Source organism: Robertmurraya kyonggiensis, assembly GCF_005116465.1.
GTDB classification, from domain to species: domain Bacteria; phylum Bacillota; class Bacilli; order Bacillales; family Cytobacillaceae; genus Robertmurraya; species Robertmurraya kyonggiensis.
Window position 1 is genome coordinate 272113 of the sequence record NZ_SWBM01000002.1, and the last position, 15093, is coordinate 287205.

Annotated in this window: 10 protein-coding genes; all 10 read left to right on the forward strand. The window is 42.2% G+C overall.

All coding sequences use genetic code 11. From position 1 onward, the window contains the following. Positions 1-3 precede the first annotated feature (3 nt). The 10 genes from FA727_RS12565 (at position 4) to FA727_RS12615 (ending at position 14999) form a co-directional block, all read left to right on the forward strand. Positions 4-2115 (forward strand): (Fe-S)-binding protein, encoded by a 2112-nt coding sequence (locus FA727_RS12565; protein ID WP_136831299.1) that lies wholly within the window; start codon positions 4-6, stop codon positions 2113-2115. Positions 2116-2859: 744 nt separating this feature from the next. Continuing rightward, on the forward strand, positions 2860-4047 hold the full coding sequence (locus FA727_RS12570; RefSeq protein WP_136831300.1) for an acetyl-CoA C-acetyltransferase: 1188 nt from the start codon (positions 2860-2862) through the stop codon (positions 4045-4047). Positions 4048-4065: 18 nt separating this feature from the next. Then, positions 4066-4917, forward strand: a complete 852-nt coding sequence (locus FA727_RS12575; protein WP_136831301.1) for a 3-hydroxybutyryl-CoA dehydrogenase — start codon at positions 4066-4068, stop codon at positions 4915-4917. A 73-nt stretch (positions 4918-4990) separates the two neighbouring features. Continuing rightward, positions 4991-6121, forward strand: coding sequence for an acyl-CoA dehydrogenase (locus FA727_RS12580; RefSeq protein ID WP_136831732.1), 1131 nt, complete (start codon positions 4991-4993; stop codon positions 6119-6121). A 45-nt stretch (positions 6122-6166) separates the two neighbouring features. Further along, the gene (locus FA727_RS12585) at positions 6167-7306 is read left to right on the forward strand and encodes an acyl-CoA dehydrogenase (protein ID WP_136831302.1); all 1140 of its coding nucleotides are present in this window, start codon (positions 6167-6169) and stop codon (positions 7304-7306) included. Positions 7307-7742: 436 nt separating this feature from the next. Beyond that, positions 7743-8381 carry a TetR/AcrR family transcriptional regulator gene (locus tag FA727_RS12590; RefSeq protein WP_136831303.1) on the forward strand — a complete coding sequence of 213 codons (639 nt, stop codon included), beginning with the start codon at positions 7743-7745 and terminating at the stop codon, positions 8379-8381. Between the two features lie 18 nt (positions 8382-8399). Further along, positions 8400-11648, forward strand: a complete 3249-nt coding sequence (icmF, locus tag FA727_RS12595) for a fused isobutyryl-CoA mutase/GTPase IcmF (RefSeq protein WP_136831304.1) — start codon at positions 8400-8402, stop codon at positions 11646-11648. Positions 11649-12162: 514 nt separating this feature from the next. Further along, the gene (rpoE, locus tag FA727_RS12605) at positions 12163-12708 is read left to right on the forward strand and encodes a DNA-directed RNA polymerase subunit delta (protein WP_136831306.1); all 546 of its coding nucleotides are present in this window, start codon (positions 12163-12165) and stop codon (positions 12706-12708) included. Positions 12709-13150: 442 nt separating this feature from the next. Then, positions 13151-14752 carry a CTP synthase gene (gene pyrG, locus FA727_RS12610; RefSeq protein WP_136831307.1) on the forward strand — a complete coding sequence of 534 codons (1602 nt, stop codon included), beginning with the start codon at positions 13151-13153 and terminating at the stop codon, positions 14750-14752. Between the two features lie 7 nt (positions 14753-14759). Beyond that, positions 14760-14999, forward strand: a complete 240-nt coding sequence (locus FA727_RS12615) for a hypothetical protein (RefSeq protein ID WP_136831308.1) — start codon at positions 14760-14762, stop codon at positions 14997-14999. Positions 15000-15093 lie beyond the last annotated feature (94 nt).

Genomic DNA, 15093 nt, shown 5'->3' on the forward strand with positions numbered 1-15093 from the left:
CATATGAACGGTTTATTATGGATCAACCTCATTGCAACCATTCTTGTAATCGCTTACGCGGTGAGTTTGTTCGTGTACGTCGTGAAAACAAGAATAACGTTTATAAAGCTCGGTAAGAAAGAAGAGTTCGACAACAATGTAAAAGAGCGTATGAAAAAAATCTGGGTAATGGTCTTCGGACAGAAGAAGCTCATGAAGGATAAGAAGAGTGGTGCAATCCACGTCATGTTCTTCTATGGCTTTATTTTGGTCCAATTTGGTGCGATTGATTTTATCATCAAAGGGATTAAACCTGGAGCTCATTTACCGCTAGGACCGTTATACGCTGGCTTCACATTTTTCCAAGAGATTGTCACACTTGTTATTTTAGTGGCGGTCGTATGGGCATTCTATCGTCGTTATATTGAGAAGCTTGTTCGTCTAAAGAGAGGCTTCAAATCAGGACTAGTCTTAATTTTTATCGGCGGATTGATGCTTTCAGTCTTAGTCGGTAACGGAATGAGCATGATTTGGCACGGACACGAAGCAACCTGGACTGAACCAGTTGCCTCCTTAATCGGAACGGCTCTATCAGGAATTGGTGAAACGGCTTCGATTGTTGTGTTCTATATTGCATGGTGGATTCATCTCATTTTCTTATTATCATTCCTTGTTTACGTTCCACAAGGAAAGCATGCCCACTTAATTGCTGGACCTGCAAACGTCTATTTAAATCGCCTTGAAAAACCGGGCAAACTAAAGAAAATTAATTTTGAAGATGAGACACAGGAATCTTTTGGTGTTGGTAAAATTGAAGACTTCACACAGCTTCAATTAGTCGATTTATATGCTTGTGTGGAATGTGGACGATGTACCAATATGTGTCCAGCAACAGGCACAGGAAAAATGCTTTCACCAATGGATTTAATCTTAAAGCTTCGCGATCATTTAACCAATCATGGGGCAGCGATTACATCAAAACAGCCATGGGTGCCGACCTTTGCATTTGCGAATACGCAAGGCAATCAAATAGCATTAGCATCTGCTGGAAAAGGGGTAGAAGAAAGTGCGGCTGCACTTGCTTACAGCCCAAACTTGATTGGCGAAGTCATTACCGAAGAAGAAATCTGGGCGTGTACGACTTGCCGTAACTGTGAGGACCAATGTCCAGTTATGAACGAACACGTTGAAAAAATCATCGACCTTCGTCGTTACCTTGTTTTAACAGAAGGAAAAATGGATGCAGATGCCCAACGTGCGATGCAAAACATTGAGCGTCAAGGAAATCCTTGGGGATTGAACCGCAAAGAGCGTGAAAACTGGCGTGAAGCACGTGAAGATGTGGAAGTAAAAACGGTTAAAGAAATGAAAAAAGCAGGCGAAGAGTTCGAATACTTATTCTGGGTTGGATCTATGGGATCCTATGATAATCGCAGCCAAAAGATCGCTTTATCCTTCGCAAAATTATTGAATGAAGCTGGCGTGAAGTTCGCGATTCTTGGAAATAAAGAAAAGAACTCTGGAGATACAGCTCGTCGCCTTGGAAACGAATTTGTATTCCAAGAGCTGGCTACAAACAACATTGACGAATTTGAAAAAAATGATGTGAAGAAGATTGTCACAATCGACCCACATGCATATAACATTTTCAAAAATGAATACCCTGATTTTGGCCTAACAGCTGAAGTGTACCACCATACAGAAGTTCTGTATGAGCTTGTAAAAGAAGGCAGATTAAAGCCGAGATATGAGGTCAATGAAACAATTACGTTCCATGATTCTTGTTACTTAGGTCGTTACAATGAAGTGTACGATCCGCCACGTGAAATCTTAAAGTCCATTGCTGGCGTGAAGCTTGTGGAAATGGAAAGAAACCGCGACACAGGCATGTGCTGTGGAGCTGGTGGAGGTCTCATGTGGATGGAAGAAGAAACAGGACATCGTATTAACGTTGCCCGTACTGAGCAGGCTCTAGAGGTTAACCCTACAGTCATCAGCTCCGGTTGTCCATACTGCTTAACGATGCTAACAGATGGTACAAAAGCAAAAGAAGTAGAAGACAAAGTATCCACTTACGATGTAGCAGAGCTTCTTGAAAAAGCAGTCTGCGGAGAAGTGCAAGAATTAGCTTCGTAATGTTTTCGGTACAAATATTAACCAGCGGGGCAACTCGCTGGTTAATTTTTAAGTTCCGTTATTGTTAATTTTCGACAGATATACCCACTTAACTGGAGAAATTCCGTTTATTATGAACAATAAATGGATATTAGGTGAAATAGCCGGAGATTTTCCGCTAAATGGCCTAAAAATCTTCAAAATCATGAAAAATGTATAGCTTAACTGGAAAAATTCCGCTTATATAGAGAGAATTAAATGAATTTCTTGAAATAGCCGGAATTTTTTCTCCTATTTTTCAATGAAAAAAGTCAACACCCACCTTTAACAGTTTTAAGTAAGTTTTTCAACGAACTTAAATAGTTATTTTTAAATTTCTGTTAAAAATTTTGAAAAATCATTTAATTTTTACCTCTTATGCAGTAAAATGAAGATGTAATTAAAGCGCTTTCAAAAACCACTTCGCTTTAGGAACAATACTGTTCCTTTTTCTTCAGGACGAACTTCGAGCGAGCGTTCAGTCAATTTTTCTACTCCACATCAGATCAGTCAGAAATCACTTAAGAGAAAAATAGAAAGGCACTTTTCGCAAACGGTATTAGTTTTAGTAAAAATGATTAAATAAATACCAAAAATCTTGGGGAGCGAAAAGTGCCGAACAAAAACCATCTGTACTACTAACACAATAAGTAAACGTAAATGTCGGTTTCTAGACATTTACAAAAAAATCAGAATGAAAAAATCGATAGAAATGGAGAGAGATAGATGGGGAAAACCGTCATTCTTAGCGGAGCGAGAACTCCTTTTGGAAAATCAGGTGGGGCATTAAGTAGCCTCGCTGCTTCAGACTTAGGAGCAATTGCGATTATAGGGGCTCTTCAACGTGCAGGTATAAATGGGGAAGAGGTGCAAGAAGTCATTTTAGGCAATGTTCTTCAAGGCGGACAAGGGCAAATTCCATCCCGTCAAGCAGCTCAAAAAGCTGGACTTCCTTGGCAGGTGAAAACAGAAACGATTAACAAGGTATGTGCGTCTGGCATGCGCAGTGTGACGTTGGCCGATCAAATCATTCGGGCAGGCGATGAAGAAGTGATCGTCGCTGGTGGAATGGAATCGATGAGCAATGCTCCATACTTTTTACCGAATGTACGATTTGGACTTAGAATGGGTGATTCTGCTGTAAAAGATTTAATGGTTCATGATGGGCTTACTTGTAGTTTTACAGGTGTTCACATGGGCACTTACGGAAATGAAGTGGCAGAAGAATTGAATATTAGCCGTGAAGAGCAGGACGAATGGGCTTTCCGAAGTCATGAGTTGGCGGTGGCGGCGATCGATTCTGGAAAGCTGGCAGAAGAGATTGTGCCAGTGGAGATTCCGCAACGTAAAGGTGAGCCTGTACTTGTTACGAAAGATGAGGCACCGAGAAGGGATACGTCTTTGGAACAGCTGGCGAAGTTACGGTCAGCTTTTAGTACAACAGGAACCATTACTGCTGGAAATGCCCCTGGCGTAAATGATGGTGCGGCCGCCCTCGTGTTAATGAGTGAGGAACGGGCTCAAAAAGAAGGAAGAATTCCAGAAGCGTACATCATTGGTCAGGCAGCGATTGCGGTTAAAGCAAAGGATTTTCCGAAAACACCAGGTCTCGTCATTAATGAAATTTTAAAGAAAACAGGGAAAAACCTTGAGGATATTGATTTATTTGAGATTAATGAGGCATTCGCGGCGGTTGCCCTTACGAGTGAAAAGCTAGCCCACTTAGATGCAGAAAAAGTTAATGTGAATGGCGGTGCGGTCGCTCTTGGTCATCCGATTGGCGCGAGCGGGGCAAGAATCATTTTAACATTAATTCATGAATTGAAACGACGTGGTGGTGGCATCGGGGTTGCTGCAATTTGTTCGGGTGGCGGTCAAGGTGATGCGGTCATGATTGAGGTTCCGAAACAATAATGAATGGGGGTATAGGGTATGAATGTAGATAAAATCATGGTTATTGGTGCAGGGCAAATGGGTTCTGGGATTGCGCAAGTATGTGCGCAAGCTAGTTTCACCGTTGTGTTAAACGATCTGAAACCAGAATTTGTTGAGCGAGGGCTTGTAGGGATTGAAAAGAACCTAGCAAGACAAGTATCGAAGGAACGAATCACGGAGGATGAAAAAGCTGCCATTTTAGCCAATATTACGGCTTCAACGAACCTTGTTGATGCAGGGACAGTGGACCTTGTGATTGAAGCAGCCGTTGAAAATATGGCAATCAAAGCAAGTATCTTCAAGGAATTGGATGAGATTGCTCCAGCACATGCCATTTTGGCAAGCAACACTTCTTCCTTACCAATTACGGAAATCGCAGCCGCCACAACAAGGCCGGAAAAAGTTATCGGGATGCATTTCATGAATCCAGTTCCAGTCATGAAGCTTGTGGAGATTATTCGCGGGTTGGCAACCGCTGATGAAGTATATAAAACGATTGAGGATATTACGAAAAAATTAAATAAGGTACCGGTTGAAGTGAATGATTTCCCGGGCTTTGTGGCTAATCGTATTCTGATGCCGATGATAAATGAAGCCATTTACACCCTATATGAAGGCGTGGCCACAAAAGAAGCGATTGATGATGTGATGAAGCTAGGGATGAATCACCCGATGGGGCCGCTGACGCTGGCTGATTTTATCGGACTCGATACATGCCTGTATATTATGGAAACCCTCCATGAAGGCTTTGGAGATGATAAATATCGTCCATGTCCATTACTCCGCAAATACGTGAAGGCAGGATGGCTCGGGAAAAAATCTGGTCGGGGGTTTTATGAGTATGCCTAATGCTGGATTTCTGGAATTAAAACCAGTTTTTCCGGAATTATCGTTTCAAGGAGAAACGAAAGGGGACATTCGCATGGACTTACGTTTTACGGAAGTACAAGAAATGATGCGGAAAATGGTCCAAGATTTTGCACAGAAAGAGATTGCCCCGAATATCGAAAAAATGGAGCAAGGAGAGTTTCCGAAAGAAATCCTGAAGAAAATGGGAGAACTCGGCTTAATGGGCATTCCGATCCCGGTTGAATATGGTGGCTCTGGTATGGACTTCACCTCTTACATCATCGCCATTCAGGAGCTTTCAAAGGTCAGTGCTACGATTGGAGTTATTCTTTCGGTCCACACATCTGTTGGCACGAATCCAATCCTTTATTTTGGCACAGAGGCTCAGAAGCAAAAGTACGTTCAAAAGCTAGCGGCAGGTGAATATTTAGGTGCCTTTTGTTTAACCGAGCCAAGCTCAGGTTCAGATGCAGTTAGTTTGAAGTCTAAGGCCGTTTTGGATGGAGAGCATTATGTGATCAATGGGTCGAAGGTGTTCATTACAAATGGTGGGGAAGCAGATGTATACATTGTTTTTGCCAAGACCAATCCTGCTGCAGAAGCCAAAGGGATCACGGCTTTTATTGTGGAAAAAGGGACACCGGGTCTCGTGATTGGCAAGGATGAACATAAAATGGGGCTTCACGGTTCAAGGACGGTACAACTCACATTTGAGGATATGAGAGTCCCGAAGGAAAATCGTCTTGGTGAAGAAGGAGAAGGCTTTAAAATTGCTATGGCCAACTTAGATGTCGGAAGGATTGGGATTGCTGCCCAAGCACTTGGGATTGCAGAAGCGGCGTATGAAGCAGCTGTCCAATATGCACAAGCGCGTCAACAATTTGGGCTCCCAATCGCAACGCACCAAGGTGTTGGCTTTAAGCTAGCGGACATGGCCACAAATATTGAGGCTGCAAAGCTATTAATCTATCAGGCTGCGGATTTACGAGTGAAAGGATTAAATGCAGGAAAAGAAGCAGCAATGGCTAAGCTTTTTGCCTCGAAAACTGCAGTAGAAGTGACGACGGAAGCGATTCAGGTATTCGGTGGTTACGGTTATACGAAGGACTACCCTGTTGAGCGCTACTTCCGCGATGCCAAAGTGACCGAAATTTATGAAGGAACAAGCGAAATTCAGCGAATGGTTATAAGTAAAAGGTTATAGCAGTGTTTGATTCTTAATACATACCAATGAAAGAGGGAATATAAAATGAGATTTCAATTGTCTGAAGAGCATGAAATGATTCGAAAAATGGTTCGTGATTTTGCCCGAAATGAAGTAGCACCAACAGCAGCAGAGCGTGACGAAGAAGAGCGCTTCGACCAAGAGATTTTCGATAAAATGGCTGAGCTTGGCTTAACCGGGATTCCTTGGCCAGAAGAATATGGCGGTATTGGCAGCGATTATCTAGCATACTGTATTGCGGTTGAAGAATTATCCCGCGTGGATGCATCGATTGGGGTTACCCTTTCAGCACACACTTCCTTAGCTGGATGGCCAATTTACAAGTTCGGGAATGAAGAACAAAAACAAAAATACTTACGCCCTATGGCTCAAGGGGAAAAAATCGGTGCTTACGGGTTAACAGAGCCAGGTAGTGGTTCTGATGCCGGTGGAATGCGAACAACGGCTCGTCTTGAAGGCGATCATTTTGTCCTGAACGGAAGCAAGATTTTTATCACAAACGGCGGAATAGCCGACATTTATGTCGTCTTTGCCTTAACGGATCCGGAACAAAAAACACGTGGAACGACTGCTTTTATCGTAGAAAAAGATTTCGCAGGCTTCTCTGTTGGGAAAAAGGAGAAAAAGCTTGGCATTCGTTCGTCTCCAACAACAGAAATTATTTTTGAAGATTGTAAGGTTCCCGTCGAAAATGTGTTGGGTGAAATGGGAGAAGGTTTCAAGGTTGCGATGATGACACTTGATGGAGGCAGAAATGGAATTGCGGCCCAAGCAGTTGGGATTGCCCAAGGTGCATTAGACGCAGCGACTGATTACGCGAAAGAGCGTCATCAATTTGGGAAACCAATAGCGGCAAATCAAGGAATTGGCTTTAAGCTAGCAGATATGGCTACAGGCGTGGAAGCAGCAAGACTCTTAACCTATCAAGCAGCATGGCTGGAATCAGAAGGCCTTCCATACGGAAAAGAGTCAGCGATGTCGAAGCTATTTGCCGGAGATACAGCGATGAAGGTCACAACGGAAGCGGTTCAAGTATTCGGTGGCTATGGCTATACAAAGGACTATCCAGTCGAAAGATTTATGCGCGACGCAAAAATCACGCAAATCTACGAAGGCACGCAAGAAATTCAAAAACTCGTTATTTCTAGAATGATTACGAAATAGTAAGTCGGTAAAAAAGGAGGCAGAGAGTAGTTGGAGCTGCCTTCTCGTTTGTGGTTGACAAGGGAGAGACCTCATGAGGACATAGTTTCTATAGATCCGGAAAATAGTGTCCGCATGGGTAGCCCATGCAGACACTAATCAGAGGAACCTGGCTAATAGTGTCCGCATAGAAAGCTCATTGAAGACAACTATTGTGAGAATCCGGCGAAAGCTGTCCGCATGGAGAGCTCATGAAGACACTAATCAGAGGAACCCGACTAAAAGTGTCCGCATGAAGAGCCCATGAAGACACTAATCAGAGGAACCCGGCAAATAGTGTCCGCATGCTAGGCTCATGAAGACAAAGAGCAGAAGTATCGTACAATTAGTGTTCTTATGAAGAGACCGATACCACTAAAAATAACAAACTTTGGTTTTAAAAAGGAGGGTGGCATACATGAAAAAGCGTGAGGTTCATGCTTCTGTTAAGGATGAGCGCCTGGTCATCAAGCGGCGCAATCAAATGATCAAAGGGGCAGTAACACTTTTTAAGGAAAAAGGATTTCATCGTACAACGACACGGGAAATTGCCAAAGCGGCAGGCTTTAGCATTGGTACCTTATACGAATACATTCGCACAAAAGAAGATGTGCTGTATCTAGTTTGTGACAGTATTTATGACGAAGTGCATAACCGACTTCAACGGGATATCGATACAAAGCGTGGAACGATTGAGGGCTTAAAGGTTGGCATCGGAAACTATTTTCGCGTAATGGACGAATTGCAGGATGAGGTACTCGTCATGTACCAGGAGGCCAAATCCCTTTCCAAGGATGCCCTCCCGTACGTACTGCAAAAAGAAATTGCGATGGCACTCTTGATTGAAGATATCATTCAAGGATGTGTAGATAATGGAGAGCTTTCTTTATCAGCCGATCAGATTAAGATCCTCTCTCATAACATCGTCGTTCAAGGGCAAATGTGGGGATTTCGCCGTTGGGCCATTCAAAAAATGTATACATTGGATGAATATATTGCGATTCAGGTGGGATTAATTTTTGACGGGATTCATCAAAAGGCTAGCTTAGTAGACTAGCGAACGAGGGGGAGAAGAATGAGTACACAAACCGTTTATAAGCCGAAAAATCATATTCGCTTTGTTACCGCTTCAAGTTTGTTTGATGGTCATGATGCTTCTATCAATATAATGCGCCGTATTCTCCAGTCGAGTGGAGCAGAGGTCATTCATTTAGGCCATAACCGTTCCGTTGAGGAGATTGTCAATGCGGCGATCCAAGAGGATGTCCAAGGCATTGCCATTTCTTCCTACCAAGGGGGACATGTAGAGTTTTTCAAGTATATGTACGATTTATTAAAAGAAAAAGGGGCTCAGCATATCCGCATCTATGGCGGTGGTGGTGGGGTCATCATCCCAAGAGAAATTAAAGTGCTACATGATTATGGAATCGCTCGCATTTTTTCACCAGAAGACGGAAGGAAAAATGGTCTCCAAGGCATGATTAATATGATGCTTGAAGAATGTGATCTGCCAACGATTCAAGCCAATCTTGAGGAGTATACAAATAGGCTCGTTGAAGGGGATACGATTGCCACTGCAAAGCTTATTACTCTAGCTGAGCATCAAACAAATGAAGCGGCAACTGCTGTGGAATCGGTTATTGAAAAAATTAAGTCTGCTCCAAAACAAGCACCTGTTTTAGGAATCACGGGAACAGGCGGCGCAGGAAAAAGCTCATTAACGGATGAACTAGTGCGCCGTTTTATCAACGAAATTCCTGAAAAAAGGGTCGCCATTTTATCAGTCGATCCAACCAAGCAAAAGACGGGTGGCGCGTTACTCGGAGACAGGATCCGCATGAATGCGATATTTTCACCGCGTGTGTATATGCGAAGTCTTGCTACTCGAAATTCGAAATCAGAGCTTTCTCTTGCGATTCGCGATGCTATTGCGGTTGTGAAGGCAGCAGGCTATGACTTAATCATTGTCGAGACAAGTGGTATTGGGCAAGGGGATGCCGGCATTACGGAGATTTGCGATGTTTCCATGTATGTAATGACGAGCGAATTTGGTGCGCCTTCTCAGTTGGAAAAAATCGATATGATTGATTATGCCGATTTGATTGTGATCAATAAGTTTGAGCGTAAAGGTTCAGAGGATGCGTTGAGTCAGGTGCAGAAGCAATACCAGCGGAGCCATATGCTTTTTGAAAAAGAATTAGATGATATGCCGATTTACGGAACCATTGCGAGTCAGTTCAATGACCCAGGCACGAACGCTCTTTTTGCTGCCTTACTTGAGATACTCAATGAAAAAGCGGGTACGGATTGGACGACATCTTTTTCGAAAAATGCACAAGTTGAGAAGCAGAACATCATTATCCCGAATGATCGCCGCTATTACCTGAGAGAAATCTCTGAGACGGTACGTAAATATCATAAATCAGCCGAAGAGCAGGCTGATCTAGCAAGGAAGCTGTTCCAAATTGAAGGAACAATGGAGATTGTTCAAGGAAATGAAGAGGTCCAGGCATCATTAAGAGCATTAAAAGAAGAAGTCGAAGAGAAATTGACACCAGAATCGAAGAAAATTTTAGCAACCTGGGAAGAAACAAAGGAGAAATACGCAGGCTCACAATTTGTGACGCGTATTCGCGACAAGGAAATAATCACCTTGTTAACAACAAAAAGTCTTTCAGGCTTGGATATTCCGAAGGTTGCTTTGCCAAAGTATAAGGATTACGGCGAAATCATTCGTTGGGTGTACAAGGAAAATGTTCCGGGAAGCTTTCCTTATACTGCTGGGGTGTTTCCGTTTAAGCGCGAAGGGGAGGACCCGAAGCGTCAGTTTGCTGGGGAAGGAACACCGGAACGGACGAATCGTCGTTTCCACTATTTATCAAAAGATGACCCAGCGAAACGCCTAAGTACGGCATTCGATTCGGTCACATTATACGGTGAAGACCCAGATTATCGCCCGGACATTTACGGGAAAGTTGGCGAGAGCGGAGTCAGTGTTTGTACGCTCGACGATATGAAAAAACTCTACAAAGGCTTTGATTTATGCCATCCTTCTACCTCTGTATCAATGACCATAAATGGACCAGCGCCAATTATTTTGGCGATGTTTATGAATACGGCGATCGAGCAGCAGATTGAAAAGAAAGAAGAAGAGCTTGGTAGAACGCTAACTTTTGCTGAATGGGAAGAAGTGAGAGAGAGAACGTTGCAAACTGTACGCGGTACTGTGCAGGCTGATATTTTAAAAGAAGACCAAGGGCAAAATACATGTATTTTTTCAACTGAATTTGCCTTACGGATGATGGGCGATATTCAGCAATACTTCATTGATCATAAAGTGCGCAATTACTACTCTGTGTCGATTTCGGGCTATCATATTGCGGAGGCTGGAGCGAATCCGATTTCTCAGCTCGCGTTTACGTTGGCTAATGGGTTGACGTATGTGGAGTACTATTTGAGTAGAGGGATGCATATAGATGACTTTGCACCGAACTTATCGTTCTTTTTCTCGAATGGCTTGGACCCAGAATATACGGTGATTGGCAGAGTGGCCCGCCGTATTTGGGCCACGGTCATGAGAAATAAGTATGGAGCCAACGAACGCAGCCAAAAGCTGAAGTACCATATTCAAACGTCAGGCCGTTCTTTGCATGCCCAGGAGATCGATTTTAACGATATTCGTACGACCTTACAGGCACTGATGGCGCTTCATGATAATTGTAATTCTTTGCATACGAATGCGTATGATGAGGCGATTACGACGCCAACGGAGGAATCCGTAAGAAGAGCGATGGCGATTCAAATGATTATTACGAAAGAGCATGGCTTAACGAAAAACGAAAATCCATTGCAGGGAGCTTTTATTATTGAAGAACTTACCGATTTAGTGGAAGAAGCGGTGCTGCAGGAGTTTGAGCGGATTAATGATCGCGGTGGTGTCTTAGGGGCGATGGAAACGCAGTATCAACGTGGCAAGATTCAAGAAGAGTCGATGTACTATGAGATGAAGAAGCATTCGGGAGAGCTTCCGATTATTGGTGTGAACACGTATCTGAATCCGAATCCGCCTTTAGAAGAAGACGTAGATAATATGGAGCTTGCGCGTGCATCGAAAGAGGAAAAAGAACTTCAAATAAATAATTTACGTGATTTCCAACAACGAAATGAAGACAAAGTAGAAGTGGCGTTATTGAAATTAAAGGAAACAGCGATGAATGGAGAAAATATTTTTGCCGAATTGATGGAAACGGTCAAAGTGGCAAGCCTCGGTCAAATTACCCGAGCGTTATACGATGTTGGTGGGCAGTATCGGAGAAATATGTAGATGTGAGAAGACGAAAACATTGTATCTACTAGGGTTAGGGGATAAATCACTATATTTTTACAAAATATTATTGTAACATTTCTCACATGACGAAAGATTTATTTTATAATTAGTGTAGAAAAGCATTTCGGGATGTGAGACTTTGAAGCGGCGAATTATACTTTTTTTGATTTTGATCGGTATTTTGATCACTTTGTATTTCCTTTATCGACGACAGTTAGGAGCTATTTCCTTCTATTTGTTGTCCATCTTCTTTTTCACGTTGGCTGCAAATCAGTTGTCGGATCCACTGAAGAAAAAGAGAAAGAAAAAGCAAAGTGAGCGATAATTTTACTTTTTTTCACCGAATGGCGACCTAGATCTAGCATAAAGGCTTTAAATTTGTTTATAATGAAGAATATGTGTCCACATAAGGGCTTGTTACTAGATAGATGATACATATTCTTCTTAAGATTTCAAACGACTCTATGAAACAAAGCCACAAGTGTTGAGATGGTGAAAGGAAGTGCGAATATTGAGTCTTAAACAATTCACACAAGAACAGTTGCAAGAAATGTCATTGATCGAAATGGCTTACGAAATGCTGAAAAATCAAAAGCAGCCTGCTTCATTCAAAGAAATTATGGATGAGATTACAGCTACTATTGGCTTATCAGAGGAAGAAGTTCGTGCCAAGATCGCTCAGTTTTATACAGATTTAAATATTGATGGCCGTTTTCTTTCTTTAGGAGAAAATCGCTGGGGATTAAGAGTTTGGTACCCAGTTGAACAATCCGAGGAAGAAGTTATCACACCAACAAAGCCGAAGAAGAAAAAGGCGAAGAAGGTTGTGGATGAGGACGACGATCTTGAACTCGACTATGATGATGAAGATGATATCGATTACGATGACATTCTCGATGAGGACGACGAGGATGATGATGATCTCCTAGATCTTGATGATGAAGATCTTGACGAAGATGAAGATTTTGAAGATGAAGACGAAGATCTTCTTGAAGATGACGATGAGTTCGAGGAATTGGACGAAGATTTAGATTCTGATGACGAGGAAGATTTGTAATCAGAACGAACTTCCGTTGTTGACTTTTTGAAGAGGGGCTTGTAGAATACTTTTTGGGCTCCTTAAAAAAGGAACGAGTTGAAATTATATTATTAGCGCTCCCCTTACATTTATTGTAAGTGGGGCGTTTTTTATTTTTGTCAGGGCCGGAAAAGCCTTCTCTTTATTCAAAGTGTGAAGATTTTTGTCAGAAAAACCGATAAGAATTTCGCTGATTGTAAAAGCTAATTTGGTAGGCTTCTGAAAAGCTTTGAATCATATGAGAACGACTTTGGTAGAAACACGTTTCACCCCTAACACATCTTTTTCTGTTATTAACTTTTCACAATAGGTTTTCTTTTTGAAAAAACGGGCATTACATAAAAAATATTGGTCGTTTAGAAAGGGAACTCCAACTTGTGAAACTATCTAGTAAAAACATAATTTAGAGGGGGAAATAGTAATGACAAAATACATTTTTGTTACCGGTGGAGTAGTTTCTTCACTTGGAAAAGGGATTACTGCTGCATCATTAGGAAGACTTTTAAAGAACAGAGGTCTAAGTGTTACGATTCAAAAATTTGACCCGTACATCAACGTTGACCCAGGAACGATGAGTCCGTATCAGCACGGGGAAGTATTCGTTACAGATGATGGTGCTGAGACAGATCTTGACTTAGGTCACTATGAGCGCTTTGTTGATATTAACGTAACTAAATTCAGCAACGTAACAACGGGTAAAATCTATTCCACAGTCCTACAAAAAGAGCGTCGTGGTGATTACTTAGGTGGTACGGTGCAGGTTATTCCTCATATCACCAATGAAATTAAAGAAAAAGTATTCCGCGCTGGACAAGAAACAAATGTTGATGTGGTTATTACGGAGATCGGTGGAACAGTTGGGGACATCGAATCATTGCCATTCTTAGAGGCGATTCGCCAAATTAAGGGTGATGTTGGTCGTGACAATGTCATGTACATTCACTGTACGCTAGTTCCTTACATCAAAGCAGCTGGTGAAATGAAAACTAAGCCAACACAGCATAGTGTAAAAGAATTACGTAGCTTAGGAATCCAGCCAAACATTATCGTTGTCCGTACGGAAATGCCAATGGCGGATGATATGAAGGATAAAATTGCGTTATTCTGTGACATCGACCCGAAAGCGGTTATTGAATGTCCGGATGCGGATACTTTATATTCAATCCCACTTACTCTACAAGAGCAAAACATGGATCAAATCGTTCTTGACCACTTAAAGATTCAAGCTCCAGATGCGGACATGACTGAGTGGATTGAGCTAGTAAATAGAGTTCAAAACCTAGCGAAGACAACGAAAATTGCTCTTGTTGGGAAGTATGTTGAACTTCAAGATGCGTATATTTCCGTTGTGGAAGCACTTAAGCATGCTGGTTACCAATTTGATTCAGATATCGATATTAAATGGATTAACGCTGAGCATGTAACGGCAGAAAATGTGAAGGAACTTCTTTCAGGTGTGGACGGCGTTCTTGTGCCTGGTGGTTTTGGAGACCGAGGCATCGAAGGGAAAATTCTTGCGACTCAATTTGCGAGAGAGAACAAGATTCCATTCCTAGGAATTTGCTTAGGAATGCAGCTTGCATCGATTGAATATGCGCGAAATGTATTAGGATACCAAGAAGCTCATACAGCAGAAATTAATCCAACTACGGTTCATCCAATTATCGATTTACTTCCAGAACAAAAAGATATAGAAGATTTAGGCGGAACATTACGCCTTGGTCTATATCCATGTAAGTTGATTGAGGGCTCAAAAGCGTATGAAGCTTATCAAGATGAGGTTATCTATGAGCGTCATCGTCATCGTTATGAGTTTAACAATCAGTATCGTCAAGAAATGGAGAAGGCTGGATTTATTTTCTCTGGAACAAGCCCAGATGGCCGTCTAGTAGAAATCATCGAATTAGGCGATCATCCTTGGTTCGTTGCGTGTCAATTCCACCCAGAATTCACGTCTAGACCAACAAGACCACAGCCATTATTCAGAGACTTCGTTGAAGCATCTTTGAAGAATAGTAAATAATAGATAGATGAAAAGGTTGATTTCCTGTTTTGGAGAACGGGAATCAACCTTTTTTTGTTTTGGATATTGTGAGATTGTCGGCCAAGATCAGCTAGAATTGTCTGGAGGTGACCGACAAAATGAACTTGCCCGCCAAGATCTGTGGGAAAAGGTCAAAGCTGACCGACAAATAGAAATTGCTCGCCAGGATTTCTTGAATAGGGCTGAACTTGACCGACAAAAGCAATTTGTACGTCAAGAATCCTAGACAATAGCCAGAGTTGACCGGCAAATATTATTTGCACGTCAAGATCCACTAGAAAAAGCAAAGATTGACCGGCAAAAAAAATTGCCAGACAGGA

Bases quoted from the DNA above. Each gene is read 5' to 3' on its own strand.
- pyrG (WP_136831307.1), top strand. From the start codon at position 13,151: ATGACAAAATACATTTTTGTTACCGGTGGAGTAGTTTCTTCACTTGGA.
- icmF (WP_136831304.1), top strand. From the start codon at position 8,400: ATGAGTACACAAACCGTTTATAAGCCGAAAAATCATATTCGCTTTGTT.
- FA727_RS12615 (WP_136831308.1), top strand. From the start codon at position 14,760: ATGAAAAGGTTGATTTCCTGTTTTGGAGAACGGGAATCAACCTTTTTT.
- FA727_RS12565 (WP_136831299.1), top strand. From the start codon at position 4: ATGAACGGTTTATTATGGATCAACCTCATTGCAACCATTCTTGTAATC.
- FA727_RS12590 (WP_136831303.1), top strand. From the start codon at position 7,743: ATGAAAAAGCGTGAGGTTCATGCTTCTGTTAAGGATGAGCGCCTGGTC.
- FA727_RS12580 (WP_136831732.1), top strand. From the start codon at position 4,991: ATGGACTTACGTTTTACGGAAGTACAAGAAATGATGCGGAAAATGGTC.
- FA727_RS12570 (WP_136831300.1), top strand. From the start codon at position 2,860: ATGGGGAAAACCGTCATTCTTAGCGGAGCGAGAACTCCTTTTGGAAAA.
- FA727_RS12575 (WP_136831301.1), top strand. From the start codon at position 4,066: ATGAATGTAGATAAAATCATGGTTATTGGTGCAGGGCAAATGGGTTCT.
- FA727_RS12585 (WP_136831302.1), top strand. From the start codon at position 6,167: ATGAGATTTCAATTGTCTGAAGAGCATGAAATGATTCGAAAAATGGTT.